The sequence below is a fragment of the Pedobacter psychrotolerans genome (genome assembly GCF_004340665.1).
Lineage (GTDB): Bacteria > Bacteroidota > Bacteroidia > Sphingobacteriales > Sphingobacteriaceae > Pedobacter > Pedobacter psychrotolerans.
In genome coordinates this window covers 241,729-257,269 of record NZ_SLWO01000004.1, presented here as the reverse complement: position 1 = coordinate 257,269, position 15,541 = coordinate 241,729, and the positions used below count along the sequence as shown (strand labels likewise).

17 protein-coding genes are annotated in these 15,541 nt (G+C 35.7%); 11 read left to right on the top strand and 6 right to left on the bottom strand.

The window, feature by feature from the left end:
- The first annotated feature begins 85 nt into the window (after positions 1–85).
- The 7 genes from EV200_RS11580 (at position 86) to tsaB (ending at position 4,268) form a co-directional block, all read left to right on the top strand.
- A complete protein-coding gene (locus tag EV200_RS11580; protein ID WP_229676736.1) occupies positions 86–1,147 on the top strand; it encodes a sensor histidine kinase in 1,062 nt (353 codons plus the stop codon).
- Positions 1,125–1,859, top strand: coding sequence for a LytR/AlgR family response regulator transcription factor (locus EV200_RS11575; RefSeq protein ID WP_132532737.1), 735 nt, complete (start codon positions 1,125–1,127; stop codon positions 1,857–1,859). The genes EV200_RS11580 and EV200_RS11575 overlap by 23 nt, the downstream gene beginning before the upstream one ends.
- Before the next feature lie 20 nt (positions 1,860–1,879).
- Positions 1,880–2,401: a metal-dependent phosphohydrolase gene (locus EV200_RS11570; protein WP_132532735.1), complete on the top strand. Its 522-nt coding sequence runs from the start codon at positions 1,880–1,882 to the stop codon at positions 2,399–2,401.
- Positions 2,402–2,618: 217 nt separating this feature from the next.
- Positions 2,619–2,777: a 50S ribosomal protein L34 gene (gene rpmH / locus EV200_RS11565; protein ID WP_010601723.1), complete on the top strand. Its 159-nt coding sequence runs from the start codon at positions 2,619–2,621 to the stop codon at positions 2,775–2,777.
- A 65-nt stretch (positions 2,778–2,842) separates the two neighbouring features.
- The gene (locus tag EV200_RS11560) at positions 2,843–3,241 is read left to right on the top strand and encodes a ribonuclease P protein component (protein ID WP_132532733.1); all 399 of its coding nucleotides are present in this window, start codon (positions 2,843–2,845) and stop codon (positions 3,239–3,241) included.
- Positions 3,225–3,455, top strand: a complete 231-nt coding sequence (gene yidD / locus EV200_RS11555; RefSeq protein WP_132532731.1) for a membrane protein insertion efficiency factor YidD — start codon at positions 3,225–3,227, stop codon at positions 3,453–3,455. The genes EV200_RS11560 and yidD overlap by 17 nt, the downstream gene beginning before the upstream one ends.
- Positions 3,456–3,581: 126 nt before the next feature.
- Positions 3,582–4,268 carry a tRNA (adenosine(37)-N6)-threonylcarbamoyltransferase complex dimerization subunit type 1 TsaB gene (gene tsaB, locus EV200_RS11550; protein WP_132532729.1) on the top strand — a complete coding sequence of 229 codons (687 nt, stop codon included), beginning with the start codon at positions 3,582–3,584 and terminating at the stop codon, positions 4,266–4,268.
- Here the strand turns inward: tsaB and EV200_RS11545 are convergent, their stop codons facing one another.
- Both EV200_RS11545 and EV200_RS11540 read right to left on the bottom strand, forming a co-directional pair.
- Positions 4,269–5,678, bottom strand: coding sequence for a DUF5723 family protein (locus EV200_RS11545; protein ID WP_132532727.1), 1,410 nt, complete (start codon positions 5,676–5,678; stop codon positions 4,269–4,271).
- A gap of 25 nt (positions 5,679–5,703) precedes the next feature.
- Positions 5,704–7,275: a hypothetical protein gene (locus tag EV200_RS11540; RefSeq protein ID WP_132532725.1), complete on the bottom strand. Its 1,572-nt coding sequence runs from the start codon at positions 7,273–7,275 to the stop codon at positions 5,704–5,706.
- Between the two features lie 91 nt (positions 7,276–7,366).
- Here EV200_RS11540 and EV200_RS11535 point away from each other — a divergent pair, with 91 nt between their 5' ends.
- Both EV200_RS11535 and priA read left to right on the top strand, forming a co-directional pair.
- The gene (locus EV200_RS11535) at positions 7,367–7,753 is read left to right on the top strand and encodes a DUF423 domain-containing protein (RefSeq protein ID WP_132532723.1); all 387 of its coding nucleotides are present in this window, start codon (positions 7,367–7,369) and stop codon (positions 7,751–7,753) included.
- Positions 7,753–10,233 (top strand): replication restart helicase PriA, encoded by a 2,481-nt coding sequence (gene priA / locus EV200_RS11530; RefSeq protein ID WP_132532721.1) that lies wholly within the window; start codon positions 7,753–7,755, stop codon positions 10,231–10,233. The genes EV200_RS11535 and priA overlap by 1 nt, the downstream gene beginning before the upstream one ends.
- Here the strand turns inward: priA and EV200_RS11525 are convergent.
- Positions 10,230–10,907, bottom strand: a complete 678-nt coding sequence (locus tag EV200_RS11525) for a hypothetical protein (protein WP_132532719.1) — start codon at positions 10,905–10,907, stop codon at positions 10,230–10,232. The genes priA and EV200_RS11525 overlap by 4 nt on opposite strands.
- A gap of 184 nt (positions 10,908–11,091) precedes the next feature.
- Here EV200_RS11525 and EV200_RS11520 point away from each other — a divergent pair, with 184 nt between their 5' ends.
- Positions 11,092–11,748: a protein-L-isoaspartate(D-aspartate) O-methyltransferase gene (locus EV200_RS11520; protein ID WP_132532717.1), complete on the top strand. Its 657-nt coding sequence runs from the start codon at positions 11,092–11,094 to the stop codon at positions 11,746–11,748.
- A gap of 65 nt (positions 11,749–11,813) precedes the next feature.
- Here the strand turns inward: EV200_RS11520 and smpB are convergent, their stop codons facing one another.
- Positions 11,814–12,263 carry an SsrA-binding protein gene (gene smpB / locus EV200_RS11515; RefSeq protein ID WP_029284382.1) on the bottom strand — a complete coding sequence of 150 codons (450 nt, stop codon included), beginning with the start codon at positions 12,261–12,263 and terminating at the stop codon, positions 11,814–11,816.
- Between the two features lie 218 nt (positions 12,264–12,481).
- Between smpB and EV200_RS11510 the strand changes: the two genes are divergently transcribed.
- A complete protein-coding gene (locus EV200_RS11510; protein ID WP_132532715.1) occupies positions 12,482–12,961 on the top strand; it encodes a TlpA family protein disulfide reductase in 480 nt (159 codons plus the stop codon).
- 3 nt (positions 12,962–12,964) lie between these two features.
- Here the strand turns inward: EV200_RS11510 and EV200_RS11505 are convergent, their stop codons facing one another.
- Positions 12,965–14,827 (bottom strand): Nramp family divalent metal transporter, encoded by a 1,863-nt coding sequence (locus EV200_RS11505; protein WP_132532713.1) that lies wholly within the window; start codon positions 14,825–14,827, stop codon positions 12,965–12,967.
- On the bottom strand, positions 14,814–15,476 hold the full coding sequence (locus EV200_RS11500) for a metal-dependent transcriptional regulator (RefSeq protein WP_132532711.1): 663 nt from the start codon (positions 15,474–15,476) through the stop codon (positions 14,814–14,816). Before EV200_RS11500 ends, EV200_RS11505 begins: the two co-directional genes overlap by 14 nt.
- Positions 15,477–15,541 lie beyond the last annotated feature (65 nt).

Sequence of the window (15,541 nt, the reverse complement as noted above, 5' to 3'; positions counted from 1 at the left end):
CGCATCACTTTCGGTAAAGATTTTTTCTTAACCAGCCGATTGCAATAACCTACTCATATCATTAACCAAACTAAACTGAACCATTTTGACAACCAGACCTTTATCTATTCCGCAGATACAAAAGATCTCTTTCAGCTTTGCTGTAGCATGGATTATATTGTGCGCCATAGGTTTGCATTATGTAATTAATTTTTCATGGATAATTGCCTTTACTGATAGCACCGTAAGCAACGTGCTTTTGGCAGCCGCCTGTATCGGAATCAGCAATATGCTGGGTTATTATCAGCCTAAAAATGAACGTATTCTATATGTGCTCATTGTAAGTTTGGCGCTAACCTTTGTGATTATTTTCACGGCAAAGTATCTCATGTTTTATCTTTTCGCTGATTTTAAAGAATACAAAGAATTTTATAATTTTTCTTTTGTATTTCGTGGCCTCATATCGTTTATGTGTCTCGGTTGGTGTGCGCTGGCAAACATTCTCTGGTACAGGCTTGAAGAACAGACTGAAACGCATGAACGCCTTACCGCGGCTAAAAGTTTGGCAAAGGAAGCTGAATTAAATAAGCTAAGACATCAACTGCAGCCGCATTTTCTTTTTAACAGCCTGAATTCTGTTTTCGCTTTAACGATGATTAATCCTAAAGAAGCAGGTGTGATGATTACTAAACTGGCTTCATTTTTAAGGGGTACGCTTAAACGTGATGACGAATTATGGGTGACGGTAGAGGAGGAGATGGAATACATTCAACTGTATCTGGATATAGAAAAAGTGAGGTTTAGCCACAGATTGAATATTGAAGTTAATGTTGCCGAGGATACGTTAAATTTAAGCCTGCCGGGAACATTGTTGCAGCCCATTGTAGAAAATGCCATTAAATTTGGATTGTACAATACATCAGCTGGAATTACAATAAAGGTTGATGTTACTTTAGCCAATCATGTTTTGTCATTAAGGGTTCAAAACCCATTCGATCCAGAAATGAAGGCTGCTAGCGGAACAGGCTTTGGTTTAAGCGCCATCAAGCGGCGACTTTATCTATTATTTGCCAATCCGCACCTGCTACAAACAGAAATTGAGGCAAATAATTTATATATTACCACCCTAAAAATCCCGCAAAAAAATGATCAGAACGATACTCATTGATGATGAACCTTTAGCTAGAGATATTATTAAATTTTATCTGAACGATCATCCTGAAATAGAAATCGTTGCCGAGTGCTGTGATGGTTTTGAGGGGTTAAAGGCCATTACTTTGCATAAGCCAGACCTTATTTTTCTGGATATTCAAATGCCTAAAATAAGTGGCTTTGAAATGCTAGAATTGGTAGATGATAAACCTGCAGTAATTTTTACTACCGCTTTTGATGAATATGCCATTAAAGCATTTGAGGTAAATGCTGTTGATTATTTACTTAAGCCAATTGATAAAGGCAGGTTTGAAGCGGCTATGAAAAAACTTCCCGGCCGGTTGAATCATCAGGAAAATACAGAAGCCGTTTTAGATGCTGCGGCCTTAAGTCCTGCGCAGAATAATAGGGTGGTGGTTAAAAAAGATGGTGTAATTAAAATTATCCCAACGGCAGACATTAATTATCTTGAAGCTGATGATGATTATGTGAAAATGAATACGGTAGATGGCGTTTTCTATAAAAATAAAACCATGGTCTACTTTGAGCAAACTTTAGATGTTAATCAGTTCATTCGTATTCACCGCTCTTATATTATTAATCTGGCCCAGGTCACTAAAATTGAATTGAAAGAAAAAGATAGTTACGTGGTATTACTTAAATCAGATATCTGGTTGCCGGTAAGTAAGACAGGTTACGTTAAACTGAAGGCAGCTTTAGGATTGTAAAATTTAAAAATATTAAGATATTGAAAGAAGAACTTATAAGATTTGCAGCAAAATGGCACGAGGGGCAAAAGCGAAAATATACCTTTGAGCCTTACATCAATCATTGTATTGAAGTTGCTGAATTAGCAGAAGCTAACCATATTTCATTTGGGTATGAAATTGGCCTGTTTCATGATTTATTAGAGGATACGCTATGTTCAGAATCGGATCTGAAATTGTTGTTATCTTCAAATTACTCTTCTAGTGAGGTAGATTTTATTATTAATGGTGTCGTAGCATTAACAGATATTTATATTCCTGCTAATTTCCCTAGTTTAAATAGGGAAAAAAGAAAGGTTTTAGAAGCTGAAAGATTAGCTGGTATATTACCAACTTACCAAAGTGTTAAATATTGTGATTTAATAAATAATACAATCTCAATTGTTGAACGGGATCCTAGTTTCGCTGTAGCTTACTTAGCTGAAAAAAAATATATTCTAAGTTTAATGAATAAAGGTAATATTGATTTATATAACACCGCACTTAATATTGTTGGGTTATAAGCTTTGAAGAGTATTTATGTGATATTTCTCGTTTTAGATTTGAAATCTTAATTGTACTAAATCTAAAAATGATGATCTATTTTAAACCTTACAGGTTTTGAAAACCTGTAAGGTTTAGACGTAAATAAAAATAAAAACTAAACACTCTTGCATTTGTAGAGAAATCACTTTATATTTGCACCTCTTAATTTTGAAATTAATAAGATAATATACAGTCATGAAAAGAACATACCAACCTTCGCAAAGAAAGAGAAGAAACAAACACGGCTTCCGCGAAAGAATGGCAACAGCTAACGGCAGACGAGTATTAGCATCACGTCGTGCTAAAGGAAGAAAAAGATTAACAGTTTCTGACGAACGCAAGCATAAAGCATAGTTTTTGATTGCTTTTCCGGAATCGGAATCGGCAGAGCAAAATCTGCAATTATCAATCAAAAATATATGTACACATTCAGGAAAGAAGAACGGTTATGCAGCAGAAAACATTTAGATCTGCTGTTTAAAAACGGTTCTTCTTTTTTATTATATCCATTTCGCATCTCTTATCTTTTTATTGATGAGCCTACAAGCGTCCCTGCTCAGGTGGTCATTAATGTTCCTAAAAAAAGATATAAGCGGGCTGTAGATCGTAATCTGCTTAAGCGTCGCATCCGTGAAGCTTATCGCTTAAATAAACAAGAAGAATTTTATAATCAACTTCCAACCGATAAAGGTTTGTTGCTTTTCTCTATTCAGTTTGTTGGGAAGAAGAAATATGAATTTATTTTCATTCAAAAAAAATTAATCGCTACTTTCAAGCGTTTTAAAACTTTAGTTCAGCCAAATGAAGTTGTTGAATAAGGCTTTTTCCTGGCTTTTTTTATTGCTGATCAGGATTTATCAATATGCCATATCTCCTATGCTTGGCGCTAACTGCAGGTTTACACCAACCTGTTCGCAATATGGAATAGAGGCTATTCGTAAACACGGCCCTTTTAAAGGCGGTTGGATGGCTATAAAGAGAATAGGTCGATGTCATCCCTGGGGTAAACATGGACACGATCCGGTTCCATAAGTTCATTAGTCATTAGTTCGTTGATCATTAGTCTATCGTTCATGGATAATCGTTTAATCAACTCCAACTTCAAACTCAAAACGATAATATCTTCGTCCACTTTACTATTTTTGATACATTTGCGGCATGGCTAAAATACTTCAATTGGAAACTGCTACGCAAGTTTGCTCCGTTTCTTTATCCTTCGATGGAAAAACAATTGCATGGAAAGAAGAAAGTGGACAAAATCTACATGCTGCTAATCTGACGCTTTTTATTGAAGAGGTGATTAAAAAAGCAGGTATAACTTATCAGGATTTAGATGCAGTTGCTGTGAGTAAAGGCCCGGGATCATATACTGGATTAAGAATTGGGGTTTCTACTGCTAAGGGATTATGTTATGCTTTGGATAAACCGTTAATTGCCATTGAAACCTTAGAGATGATGGCTGCAGGTTTTATGATCGAAAATCCTGCATATGAGGGTTTAATTTGCCCGATGATCGATGCCAGAAGAATGGAGGTTTATACTTCGGTATATCATTCATCTTTAAAATTAATGGTGCCCACTACCGCCAAAATTATTGACGAAACCAGCTTTGCGGATTTATTTTTGCAAAACAAGATTAGCTTTTTAGGTGATGGTGCTGCAAAATGTGCTGAAGCGCTGAATCATCCAAATGCATTCTTCGATGCAAATAACTTTAACGCTGCAAAATATATGTCAGCTTTAGCCTTTGATGCATTTAACCAAGGTTGCTTTGAGGATGTAGCTTACTTTGAGCCTTTTTACTTAAAAGATTTTGTGGTTACTCAACCTAAACAGAAAGTTTAATTATTTTCTTTTAAAGATGGAAAACAGGTTTTTAAAAAAACTTCCTTCTTGTTGATCGTCGATTCCGGGCATGACATCACTAAATTGAGGATGGTTAACAACATTACCAAACTTAATTCCTACACCCATATAAACTGAGGCGCCATTTGGGCCACTTCCAATATCTGCATTACTGTTGTAAATCCCTCTTACTTGGTTGAAGGTAGAAAACAAATTGTCTGTACCACCAAAAATTTCGAAGTTAGGCGTTTGATATTTACCTTGAATGCCAATCATGAAAATATGATTAAAGTTGTAAAGTGGCGTTACACTAGCAGATATGTTTTGATGAATAATGGTATTAACAAAAGCGATATCGCCGCCTTTATAAAATAGATTTTTAGAAACGATAAGTGCAGGTTTGTAAAAATCATATTGTTTGGAAATATACACATCAAATTTTGCGTTTGTGGCCGCTAAAAATTTTTCACTTTGTTGAGATAGTAGAAATATATCTCTGATCTCCTGATTGTTATTTGAAGATTCACTGTCAATCTGAGTTAAGAATTTTGTTTGATTTACTGTGGCTTTTTTCGTTCCGCTTCTCCACCAGATAAAACCTAGATCCTTAATATTTGCCATCAAATAAAGGCCTTTCTTTGAGGTATAACTGGTTCCAAAACTTAGCGATAGGCCCGGGTTTTTAAAGTTCGGTAGAAGTGTATTCTTATTAATCTCATCTGTATCTATGAAATTACTGGCATATGTTCCATCTAGTCTAATTGCCAATGCATTTATATTATTATCAATATATAGACTAGAGTTTTTGATGTCCAGCTTGTTATATAAAATTCCACTCAATAAACTTGCTTTTACACCAAAAGCCAATCTTTTGTTGTAATTTTCTCTGTATGTAAAGCTGAACTGATGATAGGATTGTTGATAGCCTTTGTTATTAAAAATTCCATCAAGCTGTGTGTCAGATTTAAACCTACTGTAAGAATCAAAAATAGCCAGAGTTTCATTCGTGTAGTCTAAATTCACATCCGAACGAATCTGCCAGGAAAGTCCAATCTCTTTCTGGTATTTATATGATTTGAACAAACGAAAAGTAGCTACATATATATTGCTGTTTTCATACAGGTGATTGATGTTTCCAGTACCAATTGGAAGTGTTCTGGTATCGTTAACACCTTGCTGCGTTAATTTTCGCACCACATATTCTGCATCTCCAACATTTGCTGCATTAACGCCAAAATAGGGCAGGAAGAAATTAGATGAAAATTTGCGTGAGGAATCCAGCGTGAAAGATTTTTGAGCAACATTTTCAAAAGCATCGAACATGGTTCTCGTTCCAAAAAGGGCATATTGTTGCGCATTTGCAAAATAGCCACTAGCCATTAAGGCGATGGTAAGTAATAATTTATTCATTTAAATTAATTTTTGTGGCTATCGCTTAATTAATGGTACTTGATGAGTCTGATGTATTTTGCTTGATATATTTATTTAAAAGCATGTTCGTAATGAATTTGTTTTGATCAGCACTCATTTGATAATGAAAGCTATCAAATTCTTTCAATCCACTATCTGCTTGTAAATGTTTGTAGTATGTTAATAAGAGCTGACTTCTAAAGATATCTTTTGAATTTTTCAGGTTAATATAAAAACTAATATTTGAAGTGTTTGGCAACTGATTTAGCGCATCCAGATAAGCTGGCTCCTGAATCAGCAATTTGTTATTTTTATAACTATTTAAAAAAGATTGAAGCGTACTTGCATTATTGGCTATAATAAGTTGATTATCTATAATAAGGTAATAAGGCTTTGTGAAGTTTTTAAACGGCTCACCCAAATATGTGAAAAGGATATCAGCTGGTTTAAAATGTTTAATCTCATCACTGTAATCTTCACTCACATCAAACAAAAGTTGTTTCACCTTTTCTCCGTTAATCAATGATATGGCGGCTAATTTTTCTCCGGTGTTTAACTGAAAGGTAACAAATTGATTTTTAAGATATGTTGGAAATATAGCGTTTAAATCTGTGCGGTAATCGGCTTTGACTTTATTGATCAGTGAATTTCTTTTATCAGTTAACTTTTTCAGTGTTTGCCAGCTGATTAACTTTTGTTGCCATGATTGATAATGATCATAGGCATATATGGTGTAATTGGCCGTACGGTCTGGAAGAATATTCTGAATATTGGTACTTTGAACAGGGATATGTTCAAACAGTTTTAAGTAGTTATCTGCTGACTTAATTTCTGTATTGCCATTAAACAAAATTTTCTCTTTGCTGAAATTATAATTTAAAGTGGCAAAGCTATTTTGTGTTTTAAATAAAGCCATTTCGCCATTAATATTTCCAGAAATAATATTCTTTAGGAGGAGCGGTGCCTGATTAAAGTTAATGTGCAATTGTGCCAATATGTTTTTGTTCAGGAGCCTTGATTCTTTAATATAAGCTGTAAAAGGGTTTTCATTAAGTCTGATTGTTGCATTTTTAATTAACTTTAAAGAAGTAGATACCGTTAAAACCTGATGCTGAATTCCCATAAATACATTCAGGCTATCATTTACTTTCAGGATATAAATGTTTTTTTCTTTTAATACTGGCTTAACGATTGACTGAAGTTTGTTTTGAAAATTAACAAGGTCCTGATCTGGCTTTATCTGAACGGTAATTAGAAAATTGAGCGTTTGATTGGTGTCCGGCAGTAAGCTGATATAAATCTCCTGATCTTGTATAAAATTATTGATCAACTTTTTATTAACGAAACTTTCTTTCAGTTGTTTAAGCAAGTTTGTCTTTTCTTTACCAATGGATTGCTGCAAAAGGCCTTGCCCTTCAATTATTTCATAAAAGGCTTTATCATTTTGGAATGAAAAAAGTATTGCAGCATTATTGGTTGCAGATTGTAGGGCCAGATCTTTGGCATCGTTTTCTGTACCTAATTTAGAAAAATATAAATAGGACATTGACACCACACCCAACAATAATACACTCACTAATATTATGATCTTTCTCATCTGCTATGCAACAAATTTAATTTATTACATTGATTAGTGAGAAGTTCTTTATCAATTTATTAATTTAGCCATTGCTTCAGGCAAAATACCTATGAATAAACGAATAATACTTACTGCTTCTTTTTTCGGATTTATTGCTGTTTTACTAGGTGCATTTGGTGCTCATGCATTAAAGGCATTGGTGGATGGTCCATCATTGGAAATCTGGCAAAAAGGCGTTAATTATCAATTCTATCATACTTTTGCCATGCTATATTTATCAACATTTGCCCGTTACAGAAACAAGCTGATCAATATTGCTTACTTTTGTTTTACCTTCGGGATCATCCTGTTTTCCGGTTCGCTTTATCTACTGGCTACGCGAAATATTCTGCAATTAGATTTTGTGAATTTAATTGGTCCTTTAACGCCAATTGGAGGATTGCTTTTTGTTTTGGGTTGGATTATGTTGTTTTTTGCCGCGATTAAAGATAAATAATGGAAACTTTTGAGAACGATATTTTCGCAGAGAGAGAAACACTTTTTGTCGAAGTGATTTTGCCTTTATCTTTGGCGATAAACTATACCTATAGAATTCCTTTTGATTTAAATGATCAGGTTGCAATCGGCAAAAGGGTGGTGGTTCAGTTTGGGAAACATAAAATTTATTCTGCATTAATAAGTGGAATATCAAAAAATCCGCCTACAGCTTACGAAGCTAAATATATCATTGATGTAATTGATGCTGAACCTGTAGTAACCGCCACTCAACTCAAGTTTTGGACTTGGATGACTAACTATTACATGTGTAACGAGGGCGATGTAATGACCGCTGCTTTGCCAGCCAGCTTGAAACTGGCCAGTGAAACCATCCTCATGCTCACTGAAGATTTTAGGGAAGATGTAGTACTGAGCGAAAAAGAAGAATTGATTATCACTACACTTAAAAAGCAAACAAAATTAACGGTTAATGATGTATCCAAGCTTTTAGGTCAGAAAACAATTTATCCAATTATTAATAATCTGTTAGAAAAAGAATTGATTTTGGTAGCCGAAGAGGTGGTGCAGAAATATAAACCACTACTTAAATCCTTCGTTCTGCTAAATGATTTTTATACTGATCAGGAAAATTTAAAGCAACTTTTTAGCGTTTTAGAGCGTGCACCTAAACAATTAGACGCATTGCTGGCTTATCTAAAATTGCAAAAATCTACTCAACCAATTTCTAAGGAACAACTTTTAGAAGAAAGTAATTGCGGAGCTGCTGCTTTAAAAGCTTTGACTGATAAGGATATTTTCATTATAACCAAGAAACCTGTGAGTCGTTTGGCTGCGCATGATGAGGAATTTAGTGTAAATTTTAAACTCAGCGCATCCCAGGAACTGGCACTTACGCAGATTAATGAGCACTTCAAAGAAAAAGATGTGGTATTGCTGCATGGTGTTACGGCATCGGGCAAAACGCAGGTTTATATTAAACTGATTGAAGAAATTATTCAACATTCAAATGGTCAGGTTTTATTTCTATTACCAGAAATTGCACTTACTACACAGATTGTTGAACGAATTAAGCGTTATTTTGGCAATGCCATTGGCGTATATCATTCGAAATTTAACAATAGCGAAAGAGTAGAAATCTGGAATAAAGTTAGAACAGGCGCATATAAAGTTATTCTTGGTGCACGTTCTGCTGTTTTTCTTCCTTTCCAAAATTTAAAATTAATTGTGGTTGATGAAGAGCATGAGCCTTCATATAAACAATACGATCCTGCACCGAGATACCAGGCACGTGATGCTTCCATTTACCTGGCTCACCTGCATCAGGCTAAAGTTATCCTTGGCTCAGCTACTCCATCGCTGGAAAGTTATTATAACGCTTTACAGGGTAAGTATGGCCTTGTAGAAATGAAGGAAAGATTTGGTGGCGTGCAGCTGCCGCTTCAACAGGTGGTCAGCATTTCAGAAGAAACCAAAAAGAAAACAATGGTTTCTTACTTTTCAAGTGTATTGATTAAGGATATAGACTTAGCACTTTCTAAAAAGGAGCAAATAGTGCTTTTTCAAAACAGAAGAGGTTATGCCACTATTTTAATTTGTGCAACTTGTGGGTATACGCCAAAATGTGTGAATTGCGATGTGAGTTTAACCTATCATAAAAGTAGCGGGAAGTTGCATTGCCATTATTGCGGTTATCAGCAAAGCAGTGTAAATATTTGTCCGGCATGTGGTTCTGTGCATGTAGAGCAAAAAGGTTTCGGTACCGAAAGGATAGAAGAGGAACTAAAATTATTGTATCCTGATGTTTCCATTGCCAGACTGGATATGGATAGTACCCGAACGAAAAATGGCCTACAACAAATTTTAAATGATTTTCAGGATAAAAAAACTGATATTTTAATTGGTACGCAAATGGTCGCCAAAGGATTGGATTTTGATAATCTCAATCTGATCGGCGTAATTAATGCTGATACGCTTTTGGGTTATCCAGACTTTAGGGCTTATGAAAGAAGTTACCAGTTACTGGCGCAAGTTGCAGGTAGGGCAGGTAGGAGGGCCGACCAGGGAAGCGTATGTATTCAAACCTACGATGCCGGAAACCGGATAATCAAACAGGTGGTCGAAAATGATTATGAAGGCATGTATCACGATGAAATTGCGGAACGGGAGAAGTTCTTATATCCACCATTTTCACGGATGATATTCCTCTACATTAAACATAAAGATTCACATGTATTAGATCATGCGGCCCTAACCTTAGCCAATATTTTGAAGGCTAAATTCGGCAAACGTGTGCTTGGCCCAGAGCAGCCTTTAGTAAGCCGGGTGCGGAATCTTTATATCAAACAAATTATCATTAAAGCCGATAAGCATACCGCCATTCAAAAGGTTAAGGATGCTTTACGAGAGACCCTTACCCAGTTTAATGCAACCAAAGAATTTAAGGGTGTTTTTATGCAGATTGATGTAGATCCTTATTAATTTTTTCCGTTTAAACTGAACTGTAATCCTGCTGAAATTGGGTTAAGTAAAAACTCCCATTTCTTATAGGTAGTAACTGTTCTGGCTACGCCACCAGTTTCAGTGATGTCTTGCTTTTCATAAGAATAGTAGAAATCCAGGTTACTCTCTGCGTAGAAGTTCAATTGAGGAAGGATATTAACTTTTAAGCCGATTAACGGTGTTAATACCAAGCCATTTTTACTGGCGTCAGCAGTTTGCGTTACGTTGCTGGCCATCGGATTGCGTTGCGCAATAGTACCTGTAAAACGATTAGAGCGATAGCCTAAGTCGAAACCAAAGTAAGGTTGAATTTTTGAATAATTGAAGTTTTTCTCAAAACCAATCTTGAAAGAGTAATCAGTTACTTTTCCATTTGCAATCTCACAGGTAGCACATGTATTATCAAACTGGATATCATCTCTGAAATAAGCACCACTAATACGGTAACTGATCTGGTTGTCATTAAATTTAAGCATGGCTCCGTTAGCGAATGCTTTGGTATAATCCTGAGTATTGGTTTGATTTAATATTTTCGGCAACTGCATTAAACTAAAAGCACGAAAACCTATGGTATAATTGTAATCGGCTCCCGTTTGTGCAAAGGAGGTTAATGAGATACACAGCGTAAATAAACTAAGTAAGATTTTCTTCATATATAATGATACTGATTTTCTTTAAAATTTGTTGATTCCAAAAGTAGAAATAATTCCGCACTTCAGTATTATGATTAAATCAAAGTTATGAATAGAATATTTAGCTTTTGATTTTCTGCAACTTAGGCTAATGTGGATTTCTTTATCTTGCATCACCGTATAAAAAAGCTAATTTTGAGACTTCATGGCCTATAAATTTGTTGATAATTACCGAGAGCGTGGTGCGAGAAAGAAACTGGTAGAACTGTTAAGATCTCGCGGAATTGAAGATGAGCATGTATTAAAGGCTATGGGTAAGGTTCCCCGTCATTTCTTTTTTGATGAAACTTTCTGGAATCAGGCTTATAAAGATATTGCTTTTCCCATAGGAGATGGACAAACCATTTCACAACCTTATACCGTAGCCTATCAAAGTGAGTTGTTACATATTAAAAAAGGCGATCAGGTTTTAGAAATAGGAACGGGTTCGGGTTATCAAACTTGTGTTTTAATGGAACTTGGTGCCAATGTAGTTACTATAGAAAGGCAGCAAAATATTTACAATCGTACTATTCAGGTTTTGCCCGGCATGGGCTATAAGCCAATTTTCTGTTGTGGTGATGGCTCAAAAGGCGTTGCAGAACATGCGCCTTATGATAAGATTATTGTAACTGCTGGCGCACCATTGGTTCCTGAAATTCTATTGAAGCAACTTAAAATAGGAGGGATTCTGGTTATTCCGGTGGGTGACGAAAAAACTCAAAAAATGGTTACTGTAATCAGAGTAAGTGAAACAGATTACGAAAAAATAGTGCTGGATACTTTTAGGTTTGTACCTTTAGTTGGCGACCAAGCGTGGTAGTTGTTGAGTCCTTAGTCTTAAGTTAATTTGGACTTAGGACTAAAGACTCCAGACTGAAGACTAACCTATCTTTTCATCGCCCGATCCAACTCGCGTTTGGTATCTCTGTCTTTGATGCTATCACGTTTATCAAATTCTTTCTTACCCTGTGCTAATGCGATTTCAATTTTCGCGAAGCCGCGTTCATTTACAAAAATACGAAGGGGTACAATCGTGTAGCCTTTTTCTTCACCTTTTAATTTAAGTTTTCTTATTTCTTTTTTTTGAAGAAGTAATGCCCGGTCTCTCTTAATATCATGATGATAAAATGAGCTGTGGCTATATTCAGAAACATGCAAATTTCTTACATAGAGGTTGCCGCCTATAAACATGCAAAATGCATCGGTCATATTGGCTTTTCCTTGCCTGATGGCTTTTATTTCAGTTCCTAAAAGTGCAATTCCGGCTACGTATTTATCCAGTAGATTGTAATCGAAATAGGCTCTTTTATTTTTTATATTAATGTCGTTTTTCAAAGCTAGTATTGTTATTAATGGTTGCAACAAATGGCGCTACATTTATCCAGACTTATTTGCCGGGCTGCAAATATCTTAAAAATTGATGTGATATCTTGATTTTATTCAATTTCATCATCGGCTAAATTAACAAATAGAAAGTTCATCTGTTTGTAAAAGCTGAAAGGAATATGATTATCTTGCTAAGAAATCAATATGTTTGGGTTTAAACGTCAAAAATGAAATTTAAAAACTTCCTCTTAGTTCTTCTTCTAGCCATCACATTTCAGGTTAAGGCGCAACAGCCTACTTTGCTACCTCAGTTTACTTTCTTCAAATTAGACGGCAAATCATTTTCTAATAAAGATTTAAAACAGGGTAAGCAAAATTTATTTATTCTTTTCGATTGTACCTGCGAACATTGCCAACGGGAGATGAAAGCCTTAAACGCGAATTATGCTCAATTCAAGAAAGCCAATATCTATCTGATTACTTTGGATGAAGCTTATATTATTCCGCAATTTTTTAATACCTATGCCAAAGGATTAAATACAAAGGCGAATGTAACTGTGATGCAAGATAAAAACCAGATGTTTATTCCCGCATTTCTTCCAAAAATGTATCCCGCCATGTACTTGTATTCATCCACTAATAAATTATTGGTTTATAACTCCGGTGACGGGGGTATTAAAAAAATAATGAAAGTAATCAATAAATAATTTTTACCTGATGATGAGTACAGGGATGTTGACTTTATGTCTGACTGAATTAACCGTTGTTCCAAAAATCAGATCTTTTAAACCCTTATGTCCATGAGCCCCCATTACTAAAAGCTCCAGTTCATTTTTATTGCTGATTTCTGCTATCGCCTTTGCTGTGCTTCCAAAGCCAATAAATGGCGTAGAATCAAATCCTAAATCTTCCAGATTGACTCTGTATTTTTCCAGGTTTTTGGCATCACTTTCTGTTTCATGATCCATTACTTCCTGACCATGGTACCGGGCTGCAGCAGTTTCTACCACATGAATTAAGTAATAATGTGCATCCTTACCACCTTGAATGAGGGCATGCCTGATTGTGTTGCCATCATTTTTGGAAAAGTCTACTGCAATACCAATTCTGTTATAACTGATTTTTTCAATTTTACCAATATCGAGCGCATTACCATGAGGAACTATTTGCCTCTCCCGATTTTTCTTTTCAATTAAGGGGTGAAAAAAGACATATAAAAGCAGAAATACGATAAATATTAATGCTGGTACTACAATAACATAAATCCACCAATTATTGGAATCCTTTGCCCAGCCACTTATTTCTTCTATGACTAATTTTACGTTTAACGCGATAATCGTCACTGCACTTGCCCATGCTAAAACTTTTACCCAGGTTTTGATGGCGAAATCCTTCATCAGATTTTTATCTGAATTGAAGTGAATTAATGGAATAACAGCAAAGCCTAATTGTAAACTTAACACCACCTGACTTAGTACCAGTAAGCCACCGAGCGCATCATCCCCATAATGTAAAATGGTGAAAAATGCTGGAATAATTGCTAGTAAACGGGTAATCAATCTGCGTAACCAAGGCTGAATGCGAAGATTGATGTGGCCTTCCATAATAATCTGACCTGCAAGTGTACCAGTAACAGTGGAGCTTTGCCCGGCGGCAATTAATGCAATCGCAAATAGGGTTGGAGCTATATTTCCGAAGATATTGGAAAGCAGTTTATGTGCATCCTGAATCTCTGCCACCTCATGTAATCCGTTTTTATAAAATGCAGCTGCTGCGAGTATCAGGATGGCTGCATTCACGAAAAATGCCAGATTCAATGCAACAGTAGTGTCAATCAGGTTAAATTTCAAAGCTTCTTTAATACCTTTATTAGTTCGCTCTATCTTTCTGGTTTGAACCAGCGATGAATGCAGGTAAAGATTGTGTGGCATAACCGTTGCACCAATTATTCCGATGGCAATATATAACGCATCTCCGTTTAGGATTGAAGGCTCAAATCCTTTTGCAATTTCTTTTAAAGAGGGTTCCACAATAAACATTTCCACCAGGAAAGATATACCCACAATAAAAACCATGGATACAATAAATCCTTCCATGGCCCTCATGCCTTTATTTAGCAGGAACAGGAGTAATATGGTATCAAAAATGGTGATTGAAATTCCCCAGATTAATGGCAGGCCGAAAAGCAACTGCAAACCAATAGCCATACCGATGATTTCTGCTAGATCACATGCAATGATAGCCGTTTGTGCCAAACCAAATAAAGGAATATTGGCCCAACGTGGATAAGCTTGTTTAGAAGCTTGCGCCAGATCCAAACCCCTAACAATGCCTAGCCTTGCACTGAGCGACTGAAGTAATAATGCAATCAGGTTCGACATGAGTAGCACCCAGATCAGCTGGTAACCAAATTTGCTACCTCCAGCTAAATCAGTTGCCCAGTTTCCTGGATCCATATAACCTACACTGATTAAATAAGCCGGACCAATAAATGCTAAAATGCGCCGCCAGCCTTTTCTTTTACTGGTATTTACACTCTGATGTACTTCGCTAAGTGATTCAGTTTTTGCCATTACTGCTTGTTAAAATATGTTTTGCTACTTCTCTACTGATGTTGATTTGCTTTCCGGCAATCAAGATTTCTACTGAGCCATCAAAATCGGTAACATCATTAATCTCAATTTGTTTGCCTAGGGTTAATCCTAATTTCTCCAGGTGTTTTAAAAAAGCAGAACTATGCTGACTTACTCCTGTAATGGTACCCTGATCACCAATTTTTAAATCAATCAGTTTGGTAAACTGTGTTTTTGCAAAGCGGCCATTTTTGTCAGGGATAGGGTCGCCATGTGGGTCTGACTTAGGAAAACCTAAAAATTCATCAAGTCTTTCAATTAACGCGGTGGATTTAATATGTTCAAGTTCTTCAGCAACATCATGTACTTCATCCCATTTAAAATTTAGTTTGTCTACTAAAAAAACTTCCCATAAACGGTGTTTGCGTACAATCTCAATTGCTGCATTTCTTCCTTTTTCAGTTAGGGTTACACCTTGATATTTGATATAATCCACAAAGCCTTTTTCAGCTAATTTCTTAATCATATCGGTTACAGATGCTGGTTTGGTTTGCATCTGCTCTGCGATTGCATTGGTTTGAACATTACCGGTGTTTTCGGCCAAGTGGTAAATTATCTTTAAGTAATTCTCCTCAGTGAAACTTTGCATTTATGTTTATCTAATTATATTTTTAGGTAAATCTAAAAATTATTTTTTAAAATTTATTAGATAAA

Coding starts and splice junctions, on each gene's coding strand:
- EV200_RS11575 (WP_132532737.1), top strand. CDS start 1,125: ATGATCAGAACGATACTCATTGATGATGAACCTTTAGCTAGAGATATT.
- rpmH (WP_010601723.1), top strand. CDS start 2,619: ATGAAAAGAACATACCAACCTTCGCAAAGAAAGAGAAGAAACAAACAC.
- EV200_RS11560 (WP_132532733.1), top strand. CDS start 2,843: ATGTACACATTCAGGAAAGAAGAACGGTTATGCAGCAGAAAACATTTA.
- yidD (WP_132532731.1), top strand. CDS start 3,225: ATGAAGTTGTTGAATAAGGCTTTTTCCTGGCTTTTTTTATTGCTGATC.
- tsaB (WP_132532729.1), top strand. CDS start 3,582: ATGGCTAAAATACTTCAATTGGAAACTGCTACGCAAGTTTGCTCCGTT.
- EV200_RS11545 (WP_132532727.1), bottom strand. CDS start 5,678: ATGAATAAATTATTACTTACCATCGCCTTAATGGCTAGTGGCTATTTT.
- EV200_RS11540 (WP_132532725.1), bottom strand. CDS start 7,275: ATGAGAAAGATCATAATATTAGTGAGTGTATTATTGTTGGGTGTGGTG.
- EV200_RS11535 (WP_132532723.1), top strand. CDS start 7,367: ATGAATAAACGAATAATACTTACTGCTTCTTTTTTCGGATTTATTGCT.
- priA (WP_132532721.1), top strand. CDS start 7,753: ATGGAAACTTTTGAGAACGATATTTTCGCAGAGAGAGAAACACTTTTT.
- EV200_RS11525 (WP_132532719.1), bottom strand. CDS start 10,907: ATGAAGAAAATCTTACTTAGTTTATTTACGCTGTGTATCTCATTAACC.
- EV200_RS11520 (WP_132532717.1), top strand. CDS start 11,092: ATGGCCTATAAATTTGTTGATAATTACCGAGAGCGTGGTGCGAGAAAG.
- EV200_RS11510 (WP_132532715.1), top strand. CDS start 12,482: ATGAAATTTAAAAACTTCCTCTTAGTTCTTCTTCTAGCCATCACATTT.
- EV200_RS11505 (WP_132532713.1), bottom strand. CDS start 14,827: ATGGCAAAAACTGAATCACTTAGCGAAGTACATCAGAGTGTAAATACC.
- EV200_RS11500 (WP_132532711.1), bottom strand. CDS start 15,476: ATGCAAAGTTTCACTGAGGAGAATTACTTAAAGATAATTTACCACTTG.